The following is a 21,342-nucleotide window of genomic DNA, read 5'->3' as shown; positions in this document are numbered from 1 at the left end:
TCTGCCGGTTATGCGATGGGGAAGTCAAAGTAGGTGTCCGGGTAGGGCTCGTCGGTCAAGGTGTAGTGCCACCACTCGCGGTCGTACCGCCGGAACCCGCAGGACTCCATGATGGAACACAGAGCCCGCCGGTTCCGCGCTTCGGCCTCGGTGATCCCGCGAGCGCCGTGGTGGGAGATCGCGTCCATCAGGTCGTGGTCGCCGCCCATGGCGGCCAGCTCGCCCGTGTCCAGGTGGTACAGCGTCAAGTCGACCGTGCTGCCGCGGCTGTGGCCCGACTTCGTTGCCACATACCCCTTCTCGAACATCTCCGCCCGGTCGATCTTCGGGTAGTGCCGCGGCTTCGTCCGGCCGTCCTCCGGCCGCCGGGACCAGCGCACGAAGCAGTCCACCGCGCGCTGCGGGCGGTAGCCGTCCCACAGCAGCAGGCCGAACCCGCGCGACGCCGCCTTCTCCTGCGCCCGCTGCACCGCGGTGCCGAGCGCCCGGGTCCCGACGACCCGGTTCGCCAGGTAGCCGTCCACCGGCTTGCCGGTGAAGTTGTCCCAGGTCGCGTACTTGGCGTCCCAGCGGATGCCGGGAGCGGCCTCGTCCACGAACACGAAGTCGTCGTTCACCGGGAAGTCCCCTTCAACGCCAGCGACACCACCCGGTCGAGCACTTCGCCGAGGGACACCCCCGCGGCGGCCATCATCCGCGGGTACCGGCTGTACGACGTCAGGCCGGGCAACGTGTTGACCTCGTTGAGGACCACCGTCCCGTCGTCCTTCAGGAACATGTCCACTCGCGACAGTCCCCGGCAACCCAATGCGCGGTAGACGGCCTTCGCCGTCTCCAAGACGAGCGAACGCGCCTCCTCCGAAATGTCGGCGGGCACGATGAACGTCGAGTTCTCGGAACCGCTTTCCGGGTTGCTTTCCTGGTGGATCTTGAAGAAACCGTGGGAAAGCGCGACCCGGTCCAGCTCGCCGGTGCTCAGTTCGGGGTCGTCGCCCAGGACGGCGCAGCCGATCTCGTGGCCGGTGACGGCCTCTTCGATCAGCACCTTCGAGTCGTACTGCCGCGCGGTCTCCACCGCGCCGGCCAGTTCTTCCTCGCGGGACACCTTGCTGACGCCGAACGAGGACCCCGACCGGGCCGGTTTGACGAACACCGGGAAGGTGAGCCGGCCGGGATCGGCCTTCTCGTCCGCGGTGACCGTCCAGAACTTCGGCGTCGCGATCCCCGCGCTCTGCACGGCGAGGTAGGTGAGGGACTTGTCCATGCACAGGGCGGAGCTCTGGACGTCACAGCCGGCGTAGGGAACGCCGGCGAGCTCCAATAAACCCTGCGTCGCACCGTCCTCCCCGAGCCGGCCGTGCAGCAGGGGCAGCACGACGTCGAGGCGGATCGTCTCGTACTTCCCGTCCTCCAGGACGAGCAGGCCGTGGACGCCGCGATCGGGGGACAGCACCGCCGGACGGCCGTTTTCCCAGCTCGGCCCGTCGCACAGCAGCCAGGTGCCCTCGCGGGTGATCCCGATCCAGAAGGGCTCGTACTTTTCGGTGTCGAGGTGCTTCGCGACCTCTTGCGCGGATTTGACGGAAACGGGGTGCTCTTCGGTGGATCCCCCGAAGACGATTCCGACCTTCACCTTATCCATGTCGCAGCTCGCTTTCGAAGGTCAGGCAGTTGATGAGGCTGTTTTCGACGGTGTCGCTCAGCGCGTGGTCGGTGTAGTACGCGGTGTGCGGGCTGATCAGCACGTTCGGCATGCTCTGCAGCCGCACGAGCAGTTCGCTGTCCAGCGATTTGGTCCGGTGGTCGGCGTAGAAGATCCCTTCCTCGCCTTCGAGGACGTCCAATGCCGCGCCGCCCAGCCGGCCGCTTTCCAGCGCCTCGACCAGGGCCCGGGTGTCCAGGAGCGGACCGCGTCCGGTGTTGACGACGACCGCGCCGCGCTTCAGCTGCGCGATGCGGCGGGCGTCGAGGAGGTGGTGGGTGTCCGCGGTCAGCGGCGTGTGCAGCGTGACGACGTCGCTCAGCTGCAGCAGCTCGTCGAGCGAGGTGTAGTCGGCGGAGTTGCGCGGCCGGATGTCGTAGGCCAGCACGCGGCAGCCGAAGCCGCGCAACCGGTCCATCACCGCCACGCCGATGCGCCCGGTCCCGACGACCCCGACGGTCAGGTCGCGCAGTTCCTTCCCGCGCACGTCGTGCAGCCGGTAGTCGTACACGTCCGCGCGCCGGAGCAGGGCTTTGACGTCCCGCGCCACCATCAGCATCAGCATCACGGTGTAGTCGGCCACGCTGTCCGGCGAATAGGAGACGTTCTCGACGGCGATGCCGACGCGCTTCGCGAACTCGACGTCGAGGTGGTTGTAGCCGATGCTCCGCGTGGAGATGTACCGGACGCCGGCCCGGCCGAGCGCCCGCAGGGTGGCGTTCGTGATCGGGGTCTTGTGCGCGACGCTGATGCACCGGTTTCCGCACGCCAGTTCGACGTTGGCTTCGGAAACCGCGGCTTCCGTGATGGTCGGCACGACGCCGCAGCGCGGCGCCAGCTCACGGAACAACGCGGCCTCGTCCGGCTCGCAGCCGTAGATCGTGATGCCCAGAGCCGTGTCGGTCATGCCCGCCAGTCAAGGCGACGCGATGTTGCCGGCACGTATGCGTTTTCCGATACGCCGACGATAAGGCGGGCCGCCGCGGCGGCCCGCCTCACCCGGGGTCAGAGCAGCGCGAACTTCTGCGCCGCGGATCCGTTGCAGTCCCAGATCCGCAACCGCGTCCCGTTGCCGGTGGCACCGTCGGGGGAGTCGAGGCAGCGCCCGGACTGCGGGTTGCGCAGCGAGCCGTCGGCCTGCTGCGTCCACACCTGGCCGCCGACGCCGTTGCAGTCCCAGAGTTCGACCTGGGTGCCGTTCGCCGTGGCGTTGCCGTTGATGTCGAGGCAGCGGCCCAAGGTGCGCAGCGCGCCGCCGGCGAGGTGGAACCAGTGCTGGTCGACGGCGAACGACTGGCAGTCCCACAGCTGCACGGCGGTCCCGTTCACGCCGTGGTCGTCACCGGCCACGTCGACGCACTTGCCGCCGGGTCCGGTGACCGGGCCGCCGCCGGTGACGGAGAACTTCTGCGCCGCGGATCCGTTGCAGTCCCAGATCCGCAGCCGCGTGCCGTTGGCGGTGGCGCCGTCGGGGGAGTCGAGGCAGCGGCCGGATTGCGGGTTGCGCAGGGAGCCGTCGGCCTGCTGCACCCACTTCTGCCCGCCGACGCCGTTGCAGTCCCAGAGTTCGACCTGGGTGCCGTTCGCCGTGGCGTTGCCGTTGACGTCGAGGCACCGGCCCACAGTGGACAGTGACGAGTCCGCGTTGTGCGCCCAGTGCTGGTCGGCCGCGTTGGCCTGGCAGTCCCACAGCTGCACGGCGGTGCCGTTGCCGCCGGTGTCGTCGCCGGCGACGTCGAGGCACTTGCCGCCGGGCCCGGAAACCGTGGCCGCGTACGGCGGCGTCCCGGTGCTGCCCGCGTAGCCGACGGAGACCACATTGGACTGGACGGCGTCGTCCGCCGCGTCGGTCGGGTAGCCCGCGGTCATCACGCCTTCGAAGAACGAGCCGATCGAGGCGTTGCTGTTGTCGCCGCCGGTGCCGAGCACGATCGAGCCCTCCTGGTGCATCGGCATGTACCCGCCCGAGGGCAGCGTGCCGTTGTACCAGGTGGTGAGGCCGCCGCTCTGGGAGTTGCCGCCCTTGAGCGCGAAGGTGGTCTGGCCGTTGTTCTTCAGCAGCGCGGTGACGAACGGCGTGGCGTTGCCGCGGTTGGCGGTGTTGGAGCGGTTGCCCTGGAACAGGCCGTTCTCCAGATCGCCCGCGACCCACGGGCCGATTCCGGTGCAGGGCGGGAAGTAGCAGGTGGTGCCGAGGTTCACCGCGTCCATGTGGCCGTTGCCGGTGTCGGCGATCTGTGCCTCGACGTTGCCGTAGTCGAAGCAGCAGCCGCCGTTGACGTGCGTGCCGCTGGCGACCATGTACATGCCTTCCGGTTGGCCGTTCCGCGCGACGCCGGCGCCGACGTAGTGCCGGTAGCCGGTGCCGGGGGAGACGTAGACGCCGTAGACCTTGTGGCCCCCGGCGGTGACCGGCAGGGCGGCCGCGTTCGCGCCGACGTCCTGGCCGCCCGCGGTGCCCGGGCCTTCGATGGTCAGGTCGTTGTGCCGCGGCGACTGGTCGTAGATGACCGTGATGATGCAGGAAGTGCCGGCGCAGAAGGAGTCCTGCGCGGCGGCGTTGGCGTACCCGCCGGCGGCGAGCAGCCCGATGTCCGTTTCGGCCCGGTCGGAGGCGCGCTGCACGCGGTAGAGGGCGCCGCCGTAGGCCGAGTAGAGGGCCCGGGTGGTGCTGTGCGCGGCGACGCAGGCGGTGCCGGCGGACCCGTAGATGTCGCACGGCAGCGGACCGGCGGCCTGCGCGGGGGTGATCGGGCCGAGCACGGTTCCGAGGACGAGCAGGAGGGTGGTGAGCAGGCTTCGACCGGCGGCGCGGGGCACGGGGACCTCACTCTCGAGCCGCAGGTCGTCGCCGACCCGGGCGGATTTTTACAACGTTGTATTTCCGGGAGAGAAGGGTGACGCGGGGGAGCGATCGGGATGGGGGAAGGGTAGGTCCGGGTTCTCGGGCGTGTCAACGGGGTGGTCCAGTCCACCACCGGACGGCCCATCACGGCCGGGATGCGGTGGGGGCCGGCGCGGCGGCCGGAAGGCGGCAGTTCCGTTTTCGCTCCTTTGCCGGAAGCGCCGGTTCCGGGAATTCCGCCGAGCGGGAAATTGCGGACCGAACCGCGTGGGTGATTTCGCCTCGAAGTGCCAGCCGACTCGCCGTCGTTCCCGGGTGGCCGGGTTCTGAACAACTGTGCGAACCGGTTTCCGCGGGAGCGCGCCGGAATCAACCCATCGGGGCACCCGTTCCCCGGTCAGCGGCTTCCGTGGCGCACACGATGGTGGATCCGCGCGGAACCGAACGGCATTTTTCAGTACGTTTCCCCCATCCGGGACGGCTAACACACCTTGTCGCGGTCCCGGTCGTTTCGTACGTCTACTCGAGGAGTTCCCATGCTGAAGAAGCTCGGTATCGTCGTGGCCGCCACGGCCGCTGGCGCTTTCCTGGCCGGCGGCGTCGCGGCCGCCGGCACGCCGGACCACCACGGTCACCACGGCCACGACCACAGCAGCCAGCTCGGCCTGCTGAACCTGAGCAACACCGACGCGCTGCACAACCTGAACGTCACCCCGGGCATCTGCGACAACAACGTCAACGTGCTGGGCGTCCAGGTCCCGGTCCAGAACTCCCTCAACGGCATCGGCGTGCCGATCCTGTCGCCGGGCGGGAGCGAGGCCAGCGGCGAGAACCCGGAGAACTGCGCGTCCGGGGCCATCGCCGACGGTGGCACCAGCCAGGACAACTGAGTCCCCGCGCCGCGGCCGCCCGTTGTGTGTGCGGAAGCCGGCCCTGGCGCGGCCCCGGCGTAGCGCCGGACGTCGTACTGCGTGCCCGGAACAGGGAGCGAGCTGCACACTCCGGTTCCCCGTCCCGGGCACGCCGCGGCGTCGGGTGTTCGCCGGCCCGGGTGGGGTCGGTCACGAGCCGGCCCCACCCCCGGCCGGCTACGGCTCCAGCTGTCCCTTGTGGACGGCTCCGACGACCCGCCCGTCGGACAGCAGCCAAGCCGCCTCGTGCCCACCGAGGCGCTCCGCGGCCGCGGCCCGGGTCTCGCCGAGCCCGACGGCCGGCAGTGTGCCGCTGACGTACCCGGTGATCGGGTCGCCCGGCCGGACGACGCCCGCCTCGACCGCCCGGCGGAGTTCGCCGACGTCCAGCGCGCCCGTCACCTCCACGACCGACGGCGGTTCCGGCGACGGCCTGAGTCCCACCGGCCGCACCGCGTGCCCGTCGGCCGAAGCCAGCGCCTCCGCGACCGTCGCCGTTTCCGGCAGACCGGGCGCCGCCGCCGGCAGGGGACCGACGACGTCGGCGACGGTCGTCTCGCCCCCGTGCTCGACGGGCAGGCCGAGGCGGTCCAGCCACTCGTCGTCGTAGTACTTCGACAGGTACGACCGGCCGGAATCCGGGACCACGACGACGACCACGTCGTCCGGGGACAGCCCGGCGGCGACCCGCAACGCCACCGCCACCGCGGTTCCGGCCGAAGCGCCCAGCAGCAGACCCTCTTCCCGCGCCAGCCGCCGGGTGACCAGGATCGATTCGCGGTCGCCGACCGGCACGACCTGGTCGACGACGTCGAGGTGGTACGAGCGCGGCCACAGGTCTTCGGCGGTGTCCGGGTGCCGGTAGTGCCCGATGCTCTCGACCAGGTACGGGCTGCCGTCTCCGCCGGAGTAGACCGAGTACTCGGGATCCGCGCCGACCACCCGCACCCGGCCGCCGCTGATCTCCTTCAGGTACGCGCCGGCGCCGCTGATCGTCCCGCCGGTGCCGATCCCGGCGACGAAATGGGTGAGCCGGCCGCGGGTCTGGCGCCAGATCTCGGGTCCGGTCGTCTCGCGGTGGGCGGCCGGGTTGGCGGGGTTGTCGTACTGGTCGGCGAGCCAGCCGCCGCGCTCGTCGGCGATCCGGCGGGCGAGCTGCCGGACGTGCGCCGGGTCTTCCCGCGGCACGGTCCCGGGCGTGGTCACCACCTCGGCGCCGTACGCGCGCAGGATCGCGATCTTCTCGCGGCTGGTCTTGTCGGGCACCACGACGGCCAGCCGGTACCCGAGCTGGGCGGCCACGATCGCCAGCCCGATGCCGGTGTTGCCCGACGTGCCTTCGACGATGAGCCCGCCGGGTTCCAGCGCGCCCGAGCGTTCCGCCTCGAGCACCATCGCCAGCGCGGCCCGGTCCTTGACGCTGCCCCCGGGGTTCAGGAACTCGGCCTTGACGTACACGCGCGGGCCGCCCGGCGGCGCGATCCGGGCCAGCCGGATCAGCGGGGTGCCCCCGATCGCGTCGAGCACGGAGTCGAACGCGTCGATCTCGGCGGGATCTTCGGCTGCCACGCGCGCCCCCTCGGGTCGGTACTGCCCAGCTGTCCCCACAGCGTGCCAGAGACCCGCGTGACTTAAGTGGGACAGTGTCCCGTATGCTAACCGGGACAACGTCCCACTTGAGGAAATGAGCAGTCATGACGGTGACGTACGTACTGGTTCACGGGGCCTGGCACACCGGGCAGGCCTGGGCGCGGGTCGTGCCGCTGCTGGCGGCGAGCGGGCGGCGGGTCTTCACCCCGACGCTGACCGGCTACGGCGAGACCGCGCACCTGCTGGGCCCGGACGTCGGGCTCGGTACGCACACCGCCGACGTCGTGCGGCTGCTCGTCGAGGAGGACCTGCGGGACGTCGTCCTGGTCGGGCACAGCTACGCCGGCATGGTCATCTCCGCGGTGGCGAACGAGGTGCCCGAGCGCATCGCGCGGCTGGTCTACCTCGACGCGATGGTGCCCACCGACGGGGAGAACGCGTTCGACGTCATGCCGTTCGCGCGGACCATGCTCGGCGCGGACTGGCGGGTGCCCCCGCTGCCGGAGCTGCCCGCGCCCTTCGGACTGTTCGGCGTCACCGATCCCGGCGACGTGGCGTGGGTGCGCACGATGCTGTCGGACCAGTCGAGCCGGTGCCTCGAAGAGCCCGTCGCGATGGATCACCCCGGCCTCGCCGCGATCCCGCGCACGCACATCCACTGCACGGTGAAACCGGATGGCTTCGACCGGCGCCCGGTGCCCGCCGTGCAGCCGAACGGCGAGCCCGCGGACGTGCGGGAGCTGGCCACCGGGCACGACTGCATGATCACCGCACCCGCCGAGCTCGCCGGGATGCTGCTCGACCTTCGGGTTAGCATGCCGGTGTGACGGATTCCCGTGCGGCGGCCCCGCAACGCGCGGACGCTCGGCGCAACGCGACGAACGTCCTCGAGGCCGCCGCGGCGGTGTTCGTGACGTCGGGGGTCGAAGCGCCGATCCGGGAGATCGCCGCGCGGGCCGGCGTGGGCACGGCGACCATCTACCGCCACTACCCGACCCGGGCGGACCTGATCCTCGCGGTGTACCGGCTGCAGGTGGAGTCCCTGGCCGAAGCCGGCCCGGCGTTGCTGGCGGCCGAACCGGGACCGCACGAGGCCCTGACGAAGTGGATCGACCGGTTCGTCGACTTCGTCATCACCAAGCAGGGGCTCGCGTCGGTGCTGCAGTCCGACGAAGCGTGCTACGACCCGCTGCACGCGTACTTCCTGGAGCGGCTCGGCCCGGTGTGCACCGAGCTGCTCGAGGCGGCGGCGGAGGCGGGGGAGATCAACCCGGGCCAGGACGCCTACGAGCTGATGCGCGGCGTGGGCAGCCTGTGCGCGGGCAGCACGAAGGGCTACGACGCGCGCCACCTCGTGCGGTTGCTGGTCAACGGATTGGCCGTCCGGCGCCCCTGAGGCGGGGCGCCGCACCGCCGGTCCGTCAGCCGAAGTTCACGTCACTGCACCACATGTAGGTCTGGTCGAGGTGCGACGCCTGCCAGATCGTGAACACGACGTGGTGTCCCCGGTACGAGCCGGACGTCTGGACGTTGAACGTGATGTCCTTGGCCGGGGCGTACTTACCGGTCTGGGTGATGAAGTCCAGGTTGCCCCAGCCCAGGCGCTGGGTGGTGGGGTCGAACCCGTTCTTGCTGATGTAGACCCGGAAGTAGTCGGCGCCGTGGCTGGCCTGGTCGTACAGGTGCATCGAGAAGCTGCTGCCCAGGCTGGTCGCCTTCCACGCGCCGGGGGTGTTGAGGGAGTTGTTGCGGGCGAGGGCGTTGCTGCAGAGCTGACCGTCGGGGGTTGAGCCCTGGAAGTTGCCGCCGAGCCCGTCCCGCAGCGCGCTCATCCAGTTCCACATGGTGTCGGCGTTGGCCTGGAAAGCCTGCCAGCACATGGGGTCCTGCTGCTGCATGGCCGGGTTCGTGTGCTGGCTGCCCCAATCCTGCCAGCACTGGTAGGCGCGGGTGGCGGGACTGACGATGGTGCCGTGCGCGGATGCCGCCGGCACCCAGATGAGCAGCCCGGCGAGGGTGGCGACGATCAGGGTGAGGACGCTCCGCCGGCGGGTGCCGGACCTGGAGCTGCTGCGCATACGCATGAATGGGCCTCCATTCTCGGGATGAGCGTGGTGATCCATGGGAGCGCTCCCAGCGTGCTGGGCAGCTTATCGGTCGCCCGGCAAAAGTTCAACCAACAGTAAAGCCGGATGGTGGGACTGTTCCTCCCGTCAGCCCTCGGTCGCGTCGAGCGGCCGGTCGTGGCGGCGCAGGGTGAGCGCGGTCAGCACGCCGGCGAGCGCGGTCGCGATCCCCAGGACGGCGAGCGCGCCCTGCAGCCCGCCGGTGCCCCCGCCGATCGCGGCCAGCGCGAGCGGGCAGGCGAACTCGCCGAGGAACAGCGCGCCCGTCCACAGGCCGGTGCCGCGGCCGCGCTGGTCGAACGAGAGCCGGTTGACCGCCCACGTCAGCAGGGTGGGCAGCAGCATGCCGGTGCCGAAGCCGGTGAGCACCGCGCCGAGCGTGATGACGACCGGCGACGCCGTCGCGAACACCAGCAGGAGACCGGCGGCGGCGAGGCCGAACTCGACGGGCAGCAGAACCCGGGGCGTCTTCCCGGCCAGGCGGCCGAACGCGACCGCCCCGCCGGCCGTGGCCAGGGACATGATCGCGGAGACCGCGCCGATCACCCCGCTCGACGCCACACCGACCCCGGTGAGCACAAAGGACAGTTCGACGATGAGCGCGTAGAAGACGACCCCGCCGAAAAGCGTGACGAGACAAGGCGCCGCGAGCTGCCGCCAGGGGAGTCTCGCCAGGTGCCCGGTCGTGGGCCGCCGCCGGGGCTGCCACAGCTTCAGCGCCATCGGAATCGCCAGAGGCGCGGCGACGACGTACAGCCAGAACGGCGTCCGCCAGCCCGACGCGCCGAGCACGCCGCCGAGCGCCAGGAACACGGTCGCCGAGAGGGTGGCGACCAGCGTCTGCAGGCCGAGGTACCGCGCCCGGCGCGTGCCGGACCAGTAGTCGCCGATCAATGTGGTGCAGCAGGTCATGATCGCGCCCTCGCACAGCCCGACCAGCACGCGGCTGGCGAGGATCGCGCCGAGCGAGCCCAGGTAGAGCGGGGCCGTGCCGAACACGGAGTAGGCGAGCATCGCCAGCAGCAGCAGGCGTTTCCGGTCGATCCGGTCGGCGACGACGCCGGCGAACGGCGCCGTGAGCCCGATCAGCAGCGCCGGGGCCGTCAGCACGATCGGCACGAGCACCTCGGCGCCGGGCGTGGCGGCGAACGCCCGCGTCAGCTGCGGCAGGACGGGCGCGATGAGGACGGCGCCGAGCACCGACAGGCAGCTGCCGGCGAGCAGCAGGAGCAGCTGGAGCAGACCCGGCGTCCGGTCCGCGGCGGCGACGGCCGGAGGCAGGTTCGGGGCGGAGCGTTCGGACATGTCGGCACCAGGGCTTCCGTCGGAGGGGTGCCGAAAGTGTGGGTTCCGGTGCGGCGGAGGGGAAATCACTTCTCCCGAACCGCGGTATCAGCGCGGTGGATGCCCGGTGACGTCGGCGGCGACGCGGGAGAGCAGGTCGCGCAGGTACTGGTGTTCGGGGTCGTGCTCGTACATCGGGTGCCACCAGAACGCCTCGACCAGCGGCCCCGCCTCGAACGGGCAGGGCAGCGCCCGGACCCCGAGGTCGGCCGGGACGCGGTCGGCGAGGCGCCGCTGCAGCAGCGCCACCCGGCCCGTCCCGGCGATCAGGCCCGGCACCGTCAGGAAGTTCTCGGTGACGACCTGGACGTGCGGTTCGATGCCGAGCATCCGCATCTGCCGCGCGGCCGGGGTCGACGCGGTCGGGCCGTGGTAGGTGACCACCCACGGCATCGTCCGCAGCTGCTCCACCGTCAGCCCGGTTTCGGCCGCCGGGTGTCCGGCGTCGACGAGGCAGACCCAGTCGTCACGGTGGAGGTCGCGGTGGGGGAGGCCGTCGATGAAGCCGTGCGGCATCACCAGCAGGTCGATCGCGGTCAAGGCCTGCCGCGCGTGGTCGACCACCGCCGGGGTGTTGGCGAGGAACCGCAGGCGGGCGCCGGGTGCCTCGCGCTCGAGCGCGGTCGCGAGGTCGGAACCCAGCACGGCGACGCCGTAGTCGCTCATGACCATCGAGAACTCGCGGGACGTCGACGCGGGGTCGAAGTCCGGTTCGGCGGCGAAGACCCGTTCGACGCCGGTGACCGCCGTCCGCACCCGGCCGCGCAGCTGCACGGCGAGCGGGGTGAGGCGGTAGGTGTTGCCGAAGCGGGCCAGCAGGTCGTCGCCGAAGTGCCGGCGCAGCCGCGCGAGCTGGGCCGACACCGCGGGCTGGCTGAGGCCGACCTGCTCCGCCGCGCGGCTCACGCTGCGGTGCTCCAGCAGCGCGTCCAGCGTGACCAGCAGGTTGAGGTCGAGGCTCGCCAGGTTCACGACCTCAGGTTATCCATCGCGGTGATACCGCGCATAGGCTATTTCGTCTTCCCTGATGCGGGCCGGTGCCGGACGGTGGGCGCATGGACCGCACCGATCCCGAAGCCGCGATCGCCGCCGCCGCGAAACGCTGTTCAAACTGGGGCCGCTGGGGCGCCGGCGACGTCCTCGGCACGCTGAACTTCCTCGACGACGCCAAGCGCCGCGAAGGAGCCGCGCTCGTCCGGCGCGGCGTGAGTTTCCCGCTGGCCCAGCGGTTCGACGCGAACGGGCCGCAGAAAGGCTGGCGCCGCCGCACCAACCCGGTGCACACCATGCTCGACACCGGCCTGGACGCCGAGCGCGGCACGCAGGGCTTCCCGCACGGGATCGGCGGCGCCGACGACGTCGTGTTCATGCCGCTGCAGGCCTCGACGCAGTGGGACGGGCTCGGCCACATCTTCGACCACGGTCTCGCTTGGAACGGCCGCCGCGCCGGAGACGTCGTCACCAGCGAAGGCGACCAGGTCACCGGCATCGAGACCACCTCCGGCCGGATCGCCGGACGCGGGGTCCTGCTCGACGTCGGCCGCGCGCTCGGCACCGACGGCGAACTGCCGGACGGGTTCGCGATCACCGTCGCCCACCTCGAAGAAACCCTGGCGGCGCAAGGGGAAACCGCCCGGGTCGGCCGCGGCGACCTGCTCCTGGTGCGGACCGGCCGGCTCACGCGGGCGCGGCGCGAAGGCTGGGACGACTACGCCGGCGGGCCTGCACCGGGGCTGTCGTTCACCACCGCGGACTGGCTGCACGGCACCGAGATCGCCGCGATCGCCACCGACACGTGGGGGTTCGAGGTCCGGCCCAACGAGTTCGACGACGCCTTCCAGCCGCTGCACCAGGTCGCCATCCCGCACATCGGCCTGTTCCTCGGCGAGATGTGGGACCTCGACGCGCTCGCCGCGGACTGCGCGGAAGACGGCCGCTACGAGTTCTGGCTGACCGCCGACCCGCTGCCCGTGACCGGCGCGGTCGGCGCGCCCGTCGCCCCGATCGCCGTCAAGTAGTCCACTTCGGACCGGACGAAGGAGTCCCCATGCCCGCCGTGCACACCGTCCTCGTGGTCGGCAGCGGCCTCGCCGGCACCGCCGCCGCGATCCCGCTCGCCGCCCACGGCGTCGCGGTCGACCTCGTCGAGATCAAGCCGGACACGACGACCGCGGGTTCCGGTATCACCTTGCAGGGCAACGCGTTGCGCGAGCTGCGCAAGCTCGGCGTCTGGGAAGCCGTGCGGGCGCAGGGGTACGGCTTCGACAGCCTCGGGCTGCGCGCGCCGGACGGCACCCTGCTCGCGGAAATCCCCGACGCGCGCACCGGCGGGCCCGACCTCCCGGCCACGGTCGGGATGCCGCGGCCGGAGCTGGCGCGGATCCTGGCCGAGCGAGCCGGTTCGGCCGGGGTGAAGCTGCGCTTCGGGTGCACCGTGACCGCGCTGGCGCAGGAGGCGGGCGGCGTCGACGTCAGGTTCTCCGACGGCACGACCGGGCGCTACGACCTGGTGGTGGGCGCCGACGGGATCCGCTCGGCGGTCCGCCGGCTGCTGGGCATCGCGCTGGAGACCCGGCCGACCGGCATGGGCATCTGGCGCGCGTTCGGCCCGCGGCCGGCGTCGGTGACCCGGACGGACCTGTGCTACGGCGGGCCGTCCTACATCGCCGGGTACTGCCCGACCGGCGAGGACACGTTGTACGCCTACGTCGTCGAGGACGCCCAAGACCGCAGCGGCCTGTCACCGGACGAGCAGCTCGCCACCATGCGCGAGCTCGCGGCGGCCTACCACGGCCCGTGGGACGACATCCGCGCCACGCTGACCGACCCGGCGCGGGTCAACTACACGTGGTTCGAAACGCACGTCCTGCCGGCGCCGTGGCACCGCGGCCGGGTCGTGCTCATCGGCGACGCCGCGCACTCCTGCCCGCCCACCCTCGCCCAGGGCGGCGCCCAGGCCCTCGAAGACGCCGCGGTGCTGACCGAGCTGCTGCTCGCCGCGGACACCCTGGACGAGGACGTGTGGACCGCGTTCACCGAGCGCCGGTACGCCCGGGCGGCCGAGGTCGTCGCCGCGTCCGTCCAACTCGGACAGTGGCTTGTGGACCGCGAACCCGGTGACGTCCCCGGGCTGATGGCCCGGATCGCCGCCCTCGTCACCCAGCCCGCCTGACCCCTGAGGAGAACGATGATCACCCACCTGCGGCACGTCGACCTCGCCGTGCCGGACCTCGCCCGCCAGCAGGACTTCTACACCGGCGCGTGGGGCCTGAAGACCGAGCACACCGACTCCGGGGTCGCCTTCCTCGCCGCCGAGGGCTCGCCCGAGCAGTACGTCGTGCGGCTGCGCCGGGCCGGCGACAAGCGCATCGACCTGATCGCGTTCGGCGTCGCCACCGCGGCCGACGTCGACACCCTCGCCGCCCGGCTGGCCACCGGCGGCGTCACCCTCGTCCACGAGCCCCGCGCCCTGCACACCCCCGGCGGGGGCTACGGGTTCCGGTTCTTCGACAACGAGGGCCGCACCATCGAGATCAGCGCGGACGTCGCGGTCCGCGAACACCGCAGGATCGAGGCGGGCGAACCGGTGCCGGTCCGGCTCTCCCACGTCGTGATCAACTCGGCGAACCCCGAAGCCACGCGGGCGTTCTACGAGAAGCACCTCGGGTTCCGGCTGTCCGACATCCTGACGCACCCGCGGATGGGTGAGATGATGTGGTTCCTGCGGGTGAACTCGTGGCACCACAGCATGGCCATCGCGCGCTGCCCGCACCCGTCGCTGCACCACGTGTCGTTCGAAATGCGCGGATTGGACGAGTACATGCGCGGCACCGGGCGGCTGCTGCGCGCGGGCGTCGAGAAGATCTGGGGTCCCGGCCGGCACTTGGCGGGCAACAACACCTTCAGCTACTTCCTCGACCCGCACGGCAACACGATGGAGTACACCACCGAGCTGGAGCACGTCGACGAGGACACCTGGCACCCGCACCTCTACGACTTCAGCGACCCCGAGGTGTCCGACCAGTGGGGCACGGCGAACGCGATGAACGAGTTCGTCGCGCGGCGGTCGTTCAACGACCCGGACCAGGGCCTGTTCGTGGCCCCGCCGGTCTGATGCGCCTCGCGACCTACGAGCACGGCGGAACCGTGCACGCGGGCGTCGTCTCCGGCGACGGCGTCCACGCGTTCCCGGCCGGGGTGACCGTGCTCGACCTGGTCCGCGGCGGCTCGGCCGTCCCCGGTGGGACGTCGGTGCCGCTGGCCGAGGTGCGGCTGCTTCCCCCGCTCGACCCGCCGGCCGTCCGGGACTTCGTCGCCTTCGAGGAGCACGTCGAGGCCATGGTCGCGCCCGGGGCCGTGCCACCGGAGTGGTACGAGGCGCCGACGTTCTACTTCACCAACCCGGTCGCCCTGATCGGCGCGCACGACGACGTGCCGATCCCGCCGGGCTCGCGGCGGTTCGACTTCGAACTGGAGGTCGCCGCGGTCCTCGGCCCCGAGGGGATCTTCGGCTACACGATCTTCAACGACTGGTCCGCCCGGGATCTGCAGCTGCGCGAGATGAAGGTCAACCTCGGCCCCGCCAAGGGCAAGGACTCCGCCACGACGCTGGGGCCGTGGCTCGTGACGGCCGACGAACTCGAGTCCTACCGGGACACCGGCGGCTTCCTCCGGCTGGACATGCGAGTCTCGGTCAACGGCGAGGAGGTCGGTCACGACCTGTTGTCCAACATGGGCTGGCCGTTCGAGGAACTGGCCGCCTACGCCGCCCGCGGCACCCGCACCCGGCCTGGCGACGTCCTGGGGTCCGGCACCTGCGGCAACGGCGGCTGCCTCGCCGAGTTGTGGAGCCGCGGCAGTACGCGTGAACCCCTGCGGCCGGGCGACGTCGTGGAGATGACGGTCGAAGGCATCGGGACGATCCGGAACACGGTCGTCCCCGGCGTCGAGCTCCCGCCGGTCCGCCCGGCCCGCCCCCGCCCCCGGCCGCGGCGGCGGTCGCGGTGACCGGCGAGGTCGTGGTCGTCACCGGCGCGGCGCAGGGCATCGGCGCGGCGACCGCGCGGCGGCTGGCCGCGGACGGGGCGCGGGTGATCGGCGTCGACCGCGCCGAAGACCCCGGCCTGCCCGGCGTCGAGCACCACCGGTTCGACGTCACCGACGACGCCGGCTGGGCCGCGCTCGCCGCGAGCCTGGAGCGGGTAGACGGGCTCGTCGCGAGCGCGGGCGTCACCTGGCGGGCCCGGCTCGACGAGCTGGACGCCGCCGGGCTGGCGCACGTGCACGACGTCAACGTCGGCGGTGTCCTGCGCGCGGTGCGGGCGGTGGTGCCGCTGATGCCGGCCGGCGGGTCGATCGTCGTGACCGGTTCGGCCGCCGCGCTGACCGGGCACTACCCGGTCGCCTACACCGCGAGCAAGTGGGCGCTGCGCGGCTTCGTCAAGGCCGCCTGCCTCGAACTGGGCGGCCGCGGCATCCGCGTCAACGCCGTGCACCCCGGCTACATCGAAACCCCGATGACCGCCTCGGCGCCGCCCGGGTTCCGCACCGCGAACGTCGCCGAGACCCCGCTCGGCCGCACCGGGACCGCCGAGGAGGTCGCCGCGCTCGTCGCGTTCCTGATCGGCGACGCGGCCTCCTTCATCTCCGGCGCCGACATCCCCGTCGACGGCGGCCTGACCGCGCACGGCGGCGTCAAGTCGATCAGCGAAGCCGCCCGAACCTGAAAGGAACCCCGTGTTCGAATACTTCCCCGGCAACTACGTCTGGAACCTCGGCGTGGTCGCCGCGCTCAACAGCGGCGGGCTGATCGACGAGGTCGACCGCGCCTGCCGGCCCATCCGCGAGGCCGCGGCCCGGGGTTCGGACGCCGGAACGCCGGACTTCCTGCGCGCGTGGACCGCGCTGACCGACCAGCTCGTCGGCCAAGCCGAAGAAGCCGAGAAAGCCGGCCACGCCCGCACGGCCGGCGAACTGTACTTCCGGGCCACCAACTACCTCTGCCAGGCCGAGCGCATGCTCGCCCACGCCGACCCGAACCGGCTGCCCACGTACCGCCGGGTCCTCGACCTCGCGCGGAAGTCCTTCGCCTTGCGCGATCCCGGCGTCTCCCGGGTGGCGATCCCGTACGAGGGCACGACCCTGCCGGCCTACTTCAGCTCCGCGGGCGCGTCGGCGCCGGTGGTGGTGCTGGTCAACGGCCTGGACTCGACCAAGGAACACATGTACGGCTCGGGCCACTGGCAGGAGCTGGCCGCCCGCGGCGTCTCGTGCCTGATGCTCGACCAGCCCGGCACCGGGGAAGCGTTGCGGCTGCAAGGACTCACGGCCCGCATCGACGCCGAAGCCTGGGCCGGCGCGGCCGTGGACTGGCTCGAGACACGGTCCGATGTGGACACCGGCCGGATCGGGATCACCGGCTGGTCGCTCGGCGGCTACTACGCGCCCCGCGCGGCGGCGTTCGAGAAGCGGTTCGCGCTCTGCGTCGCCTGGGGCGCGAACCACGACTGGGGCGCGGTGCAGCGCCGGCGTCTCGAACGCGAAGGCGAGCGGCCGGTCCCGCACTACTGGGAGCACGCGCTGTGGGTGTGGGGCCACGACGACCTCGACGCGTTCATCGAGTTCGCCGACGACGTCCACCTCGACGGCGTCGTCGAGAAGATCACCGTGCCGTTCCTGATCGCCCACGGTGAGCACGACCGGCAGATCCCGCTGGAGTACGCGCACCGGTCGTACGAGCAGGCGGTCAACTCGCCGCGTCGCGAGCTGCGGGTGTTCACCTCGGAGGAGGGCGCGACCGAGCACATCGGCCTCGACCACCTGCCGCACGTCAGCACGTACATCGCGGACTGGGTGGCCGACACGTTCGGGACCACCGGGAGCCGCTGACCTGTGCCAGGCTGGGGGAGACAGACCCGGCCGAGAGGATCCCGATGCACCGCCTCACCGTGCTCTACCCGCCGCCCGCCGACGAAGCCCACTTCCGCGAGTACTACGTCCGGACGCACCTGCCGCTGGCCGAGAAGCTCCCGGGGCTGGTGTCGTGGCAGTACTCCTTCGACGTGGCCTCGCTCAGTGGCGAGAGCAAGTACTTCGCGGTCTTCCACGCGGACTTCGAATCGGCCGATGCCATGGCGGCGGCGCTCGGTTCGCCGGAGGGCAAGGCCGTGTCCGCCGACGTGCCGAACTACGCCTCCGGCGGCGTGGAGCTGATCCACTACCCGCTCAGCTGAGGGTCCGTGAACCCCCTGCCCTCCTTCCCCGACTGAACGGGGGAAGGAGGGCAGATGAGCGATGAGCTGCTGATCGTCCGGTGCCAGCTCGGCGAGCGCGACGCGTTCCCCGAGCTGGTGCGCGGCTGGCACGGGGCGGTCGACCGGTACGTCCGGCGGATGCTCGCCGGGCCGGACGACGACGTCGTGCAGGAAGTCTGGCTGGCGGTGTTCCACGGGCTGCCGAAACTGCGCCGGCCCGAGCGGTTCGCGCCGTGGTTGTTCACCATCGCCCGCCGGGCGGTGACGAACCGGCTGCGCGACAGCTACGCCCGGTCCGGCCCCGAGCCTACGGAAGAACCGGCCGGCCCGGACGAGAGCGACGCGATCGTCGACCGCGAGGTGCTCGCCGAGGCCCTGGGCGCGCTGCCGGTCCGGGAACGCGAGGTGCTCCTGCTGTTCTACCTCGAAGACCTCCCGCTGGAGGCGTGCGCCCAGATCTGCGACGTGCCGGTCGGCACGGTGAAGTCGCGGCTCAACCGGGCCCGGCGGCTGCTGCGCGAGGAACTGACGCGGAAGGAGTACGAGGTATGACCCCGGACGAGGTGATCAAGCGGCTCGAGGCGCCGCTGTCGCTGCGGCGGCGGGTGGGCTACGTGACGGTGGCCCTGGCCGGGCTCCTCGGGAGCGGGATCGTGGGGGTGTTGTGGGCGACCGAACCCGGCCTGCCCCCGCGGACGAAGGTCGCGTTCGGCGTGCTCGTCGCGATCGGGCTGGCCTGGACGGTGTTCGGCGCCTGGGCGGTGACCCGCCGGGCGCCGCTGTTCGCCCGCGACCGGGTCGTCGCCGGCTGGCTCGGGGTGGCGGCCTGGCTGCTGTTCACCGCGGGCGCGCTGGTCGTCACGACGCTGCGGCACCGGGTCGAGCCCGGGCTGCTGGTCGTGGTGCTCGTGCTCGGCGGGGTGGCGCTGCTGCGGCTGCGAGCCGTCCGCCGCGGCCGGGCCGCGCTCCTGCGCCGGAAGGAGCAGCTCAGCGGCGGTTCGTAGCCGGTTGACCTGCGGGAACCACTGCCGGTGGCCGAGGGCGGCTTGGTGCACGGGGGTGTCCGGGGCCGGGGTGCTCCGCGGCGGCGTCGAGGAACTCGCAGCCGCGGAACCGGATGCCGTCGGCGATCGACCGCGGACTTCGTTCATCCTGCAGGCCACAAAGGACGGTGCGTCCCTGACGACGCCGGCCGGGTACGCCACCCTCGGCGGCGTCGTCTTCCTTGTGCCCGCCTTGCGGCTGAAGGCGGCCCGATAGGCTGATCACCGTGCTGGCGGAGGGTGGATGACCGAGTTGTCCCGTGGTGGGCGGAACCGGAAGTTCTTGCTGGTGCTCGCCGTGCTGCTGGCGATCGTCCTGGTCCCGTTGGTGCGCGGGCTCGTCTCCGGGGTTCGACGCGCCCGGTGCCGCGCCGTCGCCGGCGACGCCCGCCGTGGACATCGAGACCGTCCCCGGTACGGGTGCGGCCACCGGGTTCGACGCCTGCGCCGTGCTCGGCTCGGACGTCGTCGCCGCGGCGGCCCTGAAGTACGCGTCCGCGGTCGTGAAGACCACGGCGCCCGGGACGAACTCCTGCGGGGGCCCGGTCGAGCCGGCGAGCCCGAGCTCCACACCCGTGGTCCTGCTGACCGTCGGCGAGCAGAAGGTGACCGGTACGGCGACGAGCCACGGCATCCGGTACGACCGGCAGGACGGCGTGCTCGACGTCGGCGTGGTTTCCCGGCGGCGAAGCTGCAGCTGACCCACTTCGCCGTCATCCCTGGCGGGGAGGGCGTGCCGGCCAGGCTGATCGACGGCGTCGCCGCCCGGCTCGCCGGCGGGCCGGAACCCGCGCCCGGGTACCGGTACCCGGCGCCGTACGACCTGACCGCGAAGCCGTGTGACGCCTTGCCGGGTGAGCTGTTCACCGCGCTCACGGCCGACGGGACGTGGAGCGAGTCGTTCACGCAGCACGAGGCGTTCTCCGTGGCCGGCACCAACGTCAAGATCGGCTGCACCCGCGAGCCCGCGGCGAAGGAGACGGTGACGGTCACCCAGACGATCTCCGCGACCCGGACGCGGCGGCCGCCGATACCCGGTTCCTGTGCGAGACCGAGCGGGCTGGGCGGCGTTGCCGGCTCCGATCGGTGATTCCGGCTGTGCGTCCCCGGGGACCGACGGCCCGCGGCAGATCTTGTTCCGCGCCGGACGGGACCGGGTGCTGGTCGAGTACCGGGCCGATCACCCGCCGGCCGGGGATTTCGGTGGCAGCGCAAGGAAAGTCTACGACTCGCTCCCGCACTGACCGGCTTGTTGGGGCGAGCGGGCGGCAGGGCCCGGCCGCCGTGCGCCGCTCCCGTGGCGGCCTCGTCCGGCGCGCGCCCGCCCGTGGCGGCGTCCGGCTCGTCGGGGGCGCAGCCGCGTCAGTCTCGGCAGCCGTGGGGTGCCGTCGCGCGGACCGGGGCCTCGAACAACCCCGCGATGCGTGCGTAGCCGACCTCGTTCGGGTGGAACCAGTCGTCCGCGAGGGTCCCCCGGATCGGCCCCAGCGCCGGGCCGCGCAGATCCGCCACCCGCACCCGGCCCTGCGCCGCCGCGGTGTCGATCAGTGCGTTGACCTCCCGGGCCGCCGCGGTGCGCCTCGGCAGCGTCGCCACCACCGACCGGCCCGGCGGGAGCTCCGCCAACAGCCGCGCGAACCGGTCCGCGACCCCGTGGCGACGGGACCGCGTCAGCATGTCGTTGGCGCCCACGAGAACCGTCACCAAGGCCGCCTGCGCGGGCAGCCGGGGCAGCTGGTCCTCGAGGACGTCCGCCACCCGGGCCCCGGAAGCCGACAGGTTCAGCACCGCGAACGGCGCCCCCAGCCGGGCGTTCAGCTGCGGAACCCAGCCGCCCGCGACGGTGTCCGCGCCGATGCCCTGCGTCATCGAGTCGCCGAGCGCCACCCACAGTGGCCGGCCCGAGGCGAGCGCCGCCCGGCCCGCTTCCTCCCACGCCCGCGCGAACGGCTCCTTCTGGGCCCGGACCCGGCCGATGCCGGGCAGCACGACGGCGGCGGCGTCGAGCACCCGGCTCGTCCACGTCGGCACTCGCACCCCTCCTGATCCCGTTTCCCCGGCATTCGGAGCCGGACCCGCATCGGTTTGGCAGCGTTTCCACCGGGTAAGCGGAGGCCTCACGAACCGAAGGAGAGGCCGATGCCCGCGTTGACCCGCGTTCTCGGAGCGGTGACCGCCGCCTACAGCGTCACGATCATCGCCGCGCCGCGCGTGCTGGCCAAGCCCTGCGGCCTGACGACCCCGACCGGCGGGGTCACCGCCGCCGTGCGGACGCTCACCGCGGGCATCGGCGCCCGCGACGCGGCGATCGGTCTCGCGATGGTGTTCGCCCCCGTCGGGAAGCCCTTGCAGGTCGCGCTCGCCGCCCGGGTGGCGTCCGACGCCGCCGACGCCGTCGTCTTCGGCATGAACCTGCCCGACCGGTCCGCCCGCAAGAAGGTCGCCGCGTTCGCCGCGACCTGGGCCGCGCTGTGCGCCGCCTCGGCTCTCGTCCCGTGAGCCGGTAGCGGCGCTTCCGCCGTATCATC

25 protein-coding genes are annotated in these 21,342 nt (G+C 72.2%); 16 read left to right on the top strand and 9 right to left on the bottom strand.

The features are described from left to right. Positions 1 to 8: 8 nt before the first annotated feature. The 4 genes from vanX to ABFJ78_RS42985 form a co-directional block, all read right to left on the bottom strand. On the bottom strand, positions 9 to 617 hold the full coding sequence (gene vanX, locus ABFJ78_RS43000; protein WP_436393208.1) for a D-Ala-D-Ala dipeptidase VanX: 609 nt from the start codon (positions 615 to 617) through the stop codon (positions 9 to 11). Next, positions 614 to 1,642 (bottom strand): D-alanine--(R)-lactate ligase, encoded by a 1,029-nt coding sequence (gene vanA / locus ABFJ78_RS42995; RefSeq protein WP_436393207.1) that lies wholly within the window; start codon positions 1,640 to 1,642, stop codon positions 614 to 616. The genes vanX and vanA overlap by 4 nt, the downstream gene beginning before the upstream one ends. Next, the gene (locus tag ABFJ78_RS42990; protein ID WP_436393206.1) at positions 1,635 to 2,609 is read right to left on the bottom strand and encodes a D-isomer specific 2-hydroxyacid dehydrogenase family protein; all 975 of its coding nucleotides are present in this window, start codon (positions 2,607 to 2,609) and stop codon (positions 1,635 to 1,637) included. Before ABFJ78_RS42990 ends, vanA begins: the two co-directional genes overlap by 8 nt. A 98-nt stretch (positions 2,610 to 2,707) precedes the next feature. Beyond that, positions 2,708 to 4,522, bottom strand: coding sequence for an arabinofuranosidase catalytic domain-containing protein (locus ABFJ78_RS42985; protein ID WP_436393205.1), 1,815 nt, complete (start codon positions 4,520 to 4,522; stop codon positions 2,708 to 2,710). A 561-nt stretch (positions 4,523 to 5,083) separates the two neighbouring features. Between ABFJ78_RS42985 and ABFJ78_RS42980 the strand changes: the two genes are divergently transcribed. Then, positions 5,084 to 5,437 (top strand): hypothetical protein, encoded by a 354-nt coding sequence (locus tag ABFJ78_RS42980; protein WP_372660513.1) that lies wholly within the window; start codon positions 5,084 to 5,086, stop codon positions 5,435 to 5,437. A 198-nt stretch (positions 5,438 to 5,635) separates the two neighbouring features. On the opposite strand, the gene ABFJ78_RS42975 is transcribed toward ABFJ78_RS42980, so the two are convergent. Continuing rightward, positions 5,636 to 7,027: a PLP-dependent cysteine synthase family protein gene (locus ABFJ78_RS42975; RefSeq protein WP_436393204.1), complete on the bottom strand. Its 1,392-nt coding sequence runs from the start codon at positions 7,025 to 7,027 to the stop codon at positions 5,636 to 5,638. Positions 7,028 to 7,152: 125 nt separating this feature from the next. Between ABFJ78_RS42975 and ABFJ78_RS42970 the strand changes: the two genes are divergently transcribed. Together ABFJ78_RS42970 and ABFJ78_RS42965 are read left to right on the top strand one after the other, a co-directional pair. Then, positions 7,153 to 7,875, top strand: a complete 723-nt coding sequence (locus tag ABFJ78_RS42970; RefSeq protein ID WP_436393203.1) for an alpha/beta fold hydrolase — start codon at positions 7,153 to 7,155, stop codon at positions 7,873 to 7,875. Beyond that, positions 7,872 to 8,444, top strand: coding sequence for a TetR/AcrR family transcriptional regulator (locus ABFJ78_RS42965; protein WP_436393202.1), 573 nt, complete (start codon positions 7,872 to 7,874; stop codon positions 8,442 to 8,444). The genes ABFJ78_RS42970 and ABFJ78_RS42965 overlap by 4 nt, the downstream gene beginning before the upstream one ends. 25 nt (positions 8,445 to 8,469) lie before the next feature. On the opposite strand, the gene ABFJ78_RS42960 is transcribed toward ABFJ78_RS42965, so the two are convergent. The 3 genes from ABFJ78_RS42960 to ABFJ78_RS42950 all read right to left on the bottom strand — a co-directional run bounded on the left by ABFJ78_RS42960 (position 8,470) and on the right by ABFJ78_RS42950 (position 11,490). Beyond that, positions 8,470 to 9,132: a lytic polysaccharide monooxygenase auxiliary activity family 9 protein gene (locus tag ABFJ78_RS42960; protein WP_436393201.1), complete on the bottom strand. Its 663-nt coding sequence runs from the start codon at positions 9,130 to 9,132 to the stop codon at positions 8,470 to 8,472. 129 nt (positions 9,133 to 9,261) lie between these two features. Further along, positions 9,262 to 10,479 (bottom strand): MFS transporter, encoded by a 1,218-nt coding sequence (locus ABFJ78_RS42955; RefSeq protein WP_436393200.1) that lies wholly within the window; start codon positions 10,477 to 10,479, stop codon positions 9,262 to 9,264. Between the two features lie 87 nt (positions 10,480 to 10,566). Next, positions 10,567 to 11,490, bottom strand: coding sequence for a LysR family transcriptional regulator (locus ABFJ78_RS42950; protein WP_436393199.1), 924 nt, complete (start codon positions 11,488 to 11,490; stop codon positions 10,567 to 10,569). Between the two features lie 83 nt (positions 11,491 to 11,573). On the opposite strand from ABFJ78_RS42950, the gene ABFJ78_RS42945 reads away from it, so the two are divergent. The 12 genes from ABFJ78_RS42945 to ABFJ78_RS42890 all read left to right on the top strand — a co-directional run bounded on the left by ABFJ78_RS42945 (position 11,574) and on the right by ABFJ78_RS42890 (position 19,904). Next, complete coding sequence (locus ABFJ78_RS42945) at positions 11,574 to 12,536, top strand: cyclase family protein (protein ID WP_436393198.1); 963 nt, start codon at positions 11,574 to 11,576, stop codon at positions 12,534 to 12,536. Between the two features lie 29 nt (positions 12,537 to 12,565). Beyond that, entirely contained in the window at positions 12,566 to 13,690 is a 1,125-nt protein-coding gene (locus ABFJ78_RS42940; protein WP_436393197.1) for an FAD-dependent oxidoreductase, read from the top strand. Positions 13,691 to 13,705: 15 nt separating this feature from the next. Next, positions 13,706 to 14,632 (top strand): VOC family protein, encoded by a 927-nt coding sequence (locus tag ABFJ78_RS42935; protein ID WP_436393196.1) that lies wholly within the window; start codon positions 13,706 to 13,708, stop codon positions 14,630 to 14,632. Further along, complete coding sequence (locus ABFJ78_RS42930) at positions 14,632 to 15,525, top strand: fumarylacetoacetate hydrolase family protein (protein ID WP_436393195.1); 894 nt, start codon at positions 14,632 to 14,634, stop codon at positions 15,523 to 15,525. Before ABFJ78_RS42935 ends, ABFJ78_RS42930 begins: the two co-directional genes overlap by 1 nt. After that, complete coding sequence (locus ABFJ78_RS42925) at positions 15,522 to 16,244, top strand: SDR family NAD(P)-dependent oxidoreductase (RefSeq protein WP_436393194.1); 723 nt, start codon at positions 15,522 to 15,524, stop codon at positions 16,242 to 16,244. Before ABFJ78_RS42930 ends, ABFJ78_RS42925 begins: the two co-directional genes overlap by 4 nt. A 10-nt stretch (positions 16,245 to 16,254) precedes the next feature. Next, on the top strand, positions 16,255 to 17,406 hold the full coding sequence (locus ABFJ78_RS42920; protein ID WP_436393193.1) for an alpha/beta hydrolase family protein: 1,152 nt from the start codon (positions 16,255 to 16,257) through the stop codon (positions 17,404 to 17,406). A gap of 44 nt (positions 17,407 to 17,450) precedes the next feature. After that, positions 17,451 to 17,750 carry an EthD family reductase gene (locus tag ABFJ78_RS42915; RefSeq protein WP_436393192.1) on the top strand — a complete coding sequence of 100 codons (300 nt, stop codon included), beginning with the start codon at positions 17,451 to 17,453 and terminating at the stop codon, positions 17,748 to 17,750. A 54-nt stretch (positions 17,751 to 17,804) separates the two neighbouring features. Beyond that, positions 17,805 to 18,323 (top strand): RNA polymerase sigma factor, encoded by a 519-nt coding sequence (locus ABFJ78_RS42910; RefSeq protein WP_436393191.1) that lies wholly within the window; start codon positions 17,805 to 17,807, stop codon positions 18,321 to 18,323. Next, positions 18,320 to 18,775: a hypothetical protein gene (locus ABFJ78_RS42905; protein WP_436393190.1), complete on the top strand. Its 456-nt coding sequence runs from the start codon at positions 18,320 to 18,322 to the stop codon at positions 18,773 to 18,775. Before ABFJ78_RS42910 ends, ABFJ78_RS42905 begins: the two co-directional genes overlap by 4 nt. Before the next feature lie 55 nt (positions 18,776 to 18,830). After that, on the top strand, positions 18,831 to 19,031 hold the full coding sequence (locus ABFJ78_RS42900; protein WP_436393189.1) for a hypothetical protein: 201 nt from the start codon (positions 18,831 to 18,833) through the stop codon (positions 19,029 to 19,031). 175 nt (positions 19,032 to 19,206) lie between these two features. Continuing rightward, positions 19,207 to 19,515, top strand: a complete 309-nt coding sequence (locus ABFJ78_RS42895; protein ID WP_436393188.1) for a hypothetical protein — start codon at positions 19,207 to 19,209, stop codon at positions 19,513 to 19,515. Positions 19,516 to 19,547: 32 nt separating this feature from the next. Then, positions 19,548 to 19,904 carry a hypothetical protein gene (locus tag ABFJ78_RS42890; protein WP_436393187.1) on the top strand — a complete coding sequence of 119 codons (357 nt, stop codon included), beginning with the start codon at positions 19,548 to 19,550 and terminating at the stop codon, positions 19,902 to 19,904. A gap of 272 nt (positions 19,905 to 20,176) precedes the next feature. On the opposite strand, the gene ABFJ78_RS42885 is transcribed toward ABFJ78_RS42890, so the two are convergent. Then, positions 20,177 to 20,845 carry an SGNH/GDSL hydrolase family protein gene (locus tag ABFJ78_RS42885; protein WP_436393186.1) on the bottom strand — a complete coding sequence of 223 codons (669 nt, stop codon included), beginning with the start codon at positions 20,843 to 20,845 and terminating at the stop codon, positions 20,177 to 20,179. A 108-nt stretch (positions 20,846 to 20,953) separates the two neighbouring features. Here ABFJ78_RS42885 and ABFJ78_RS42880 point away from each other — a divergent pair, with 108 nt between their 5' ends. Then, the gene (locus ABFJ78_RS42880; protein WP_436393185.1) at positions 20,954 to 21,313 is read left to right on the top strand and encodes a hypothetical protein; all 360 of its coding nucleotides are present in this window, start codon (positions 20,954 to 20,956) and stop codon (positions 21,311 to 21,313) included. Positions 21,314 to 21,342: the final 29 nt, after the last annotated feature.

Source organism: Amycolatopsis sp. MEPSY49 (genome assembly GCF_051337345.1).
Taxonomy (GTDB): domain Bacteria; phylum Actinomycetota; class Actinomycetes; order Mycobacteriales; family Pseudonocardiaceae; genus Amycolatopsis.
This window is presented reverse-complemented; position numbering and strand designations above follow the sequence as displayed.

Coding starts and splice junctions, on each gene's coding strand:
- vanA (WP_436393207.1), bottom strand. CDS start 1,642: ATGGATAAGGTGAAGGTCGGAATCGTCTTCGGGGGATCCACCGAAGAG.
- ABFJ78_RS42990 (WP_436393206.1), bottom strand. CDS start 2,609: ATGACCGACACGGCTCTGGGCATCACGATCTACGGCTGCGAGCCGGAC.
- ABFJ78_RS42980 (WP_372660513.1), top strand. CDS start 5,084: ATGCTGAAGAAGCTCGGTATCGTCGTGGCCGCCACGGCCGCTGGCGCT.
- ABFJ78_RS42970 (WP_436393203.1), top strand. CDS start 7,153: ATGACGGTGACGTACGTACTGGTTCACGGGGCCTGGCACACCGGGCAG.
- ABFJ78_RS42960 (WP_436393201.1), bottom strand. CDS start 9,132: ATGCGTATGCGCAGCAGCTCCAGGTCCGGCACCCGCCGGCGGAGCGTC.
- ABFJ78_RS42955 (WP_436393200.1), bottom strand. CDS start 10,479: ATGTCCGAACGCTCCGCCCCGAACCTGCCTCCGGCCGTCGCCGCCGCG.
- ABFJ78_RS42945 (WP_436393198.1), top strand. CDS start 11,574: ATGGACCGCACCGATCCCGAAGCCGCGATCGCCGCCGCCGCGAAACGC.
- ABFJ78_RS42940 (WP_436393197.1), top strand. CDS start 12,566: ATGCCCGCCGTGCACACCGTCCTCGTGGTCGGCAGCGGCCTCGCCGGC.
- ABFJ78_RS42935 (WP_436393196.1), top strand. CDS start 13,706: ATGATCACCCACCTGCGGCACGTCGACCTCGCCGTGCCGGACCTCGCC.
- ABFJ78_RS42930 (WP_436393195.1), top strand. CDS start 14,632: ATGCGCCTCGCGACCTACGAGCACGGCGGAACCGTGCACGCGGGCGTC.
- ABFJ78_RS42915 (WP_436393192.1), top strand. CDS start 17,451: ATGCACCGCCTCACCGTGCTCTACCCGCCGCCCGCCGACGAAGCCCAC.
- ABFJ78_RS42910 (WP_436393191.1), top strand. CDS start 17,805: ATGAGCGATGAGCTGCTGATCGTCCGGTGCCAGCTCGGCGAGCGCGAC.
- ABFJ78_RS42905 (WP_436393190.1), top strand. CDS start 18,320: ATGACCCCGGACGAGGTGATCAAGCGGCTCGAGGCGCCGCTGTCGCTG.
- ABFJ78_RS42880 (WP_436393185.1), top strand. CDS start 20,954: ATGCCCGCGTTGACCCGCGTTCTCGGAGCGGTGACCGCCGCCTACAGC.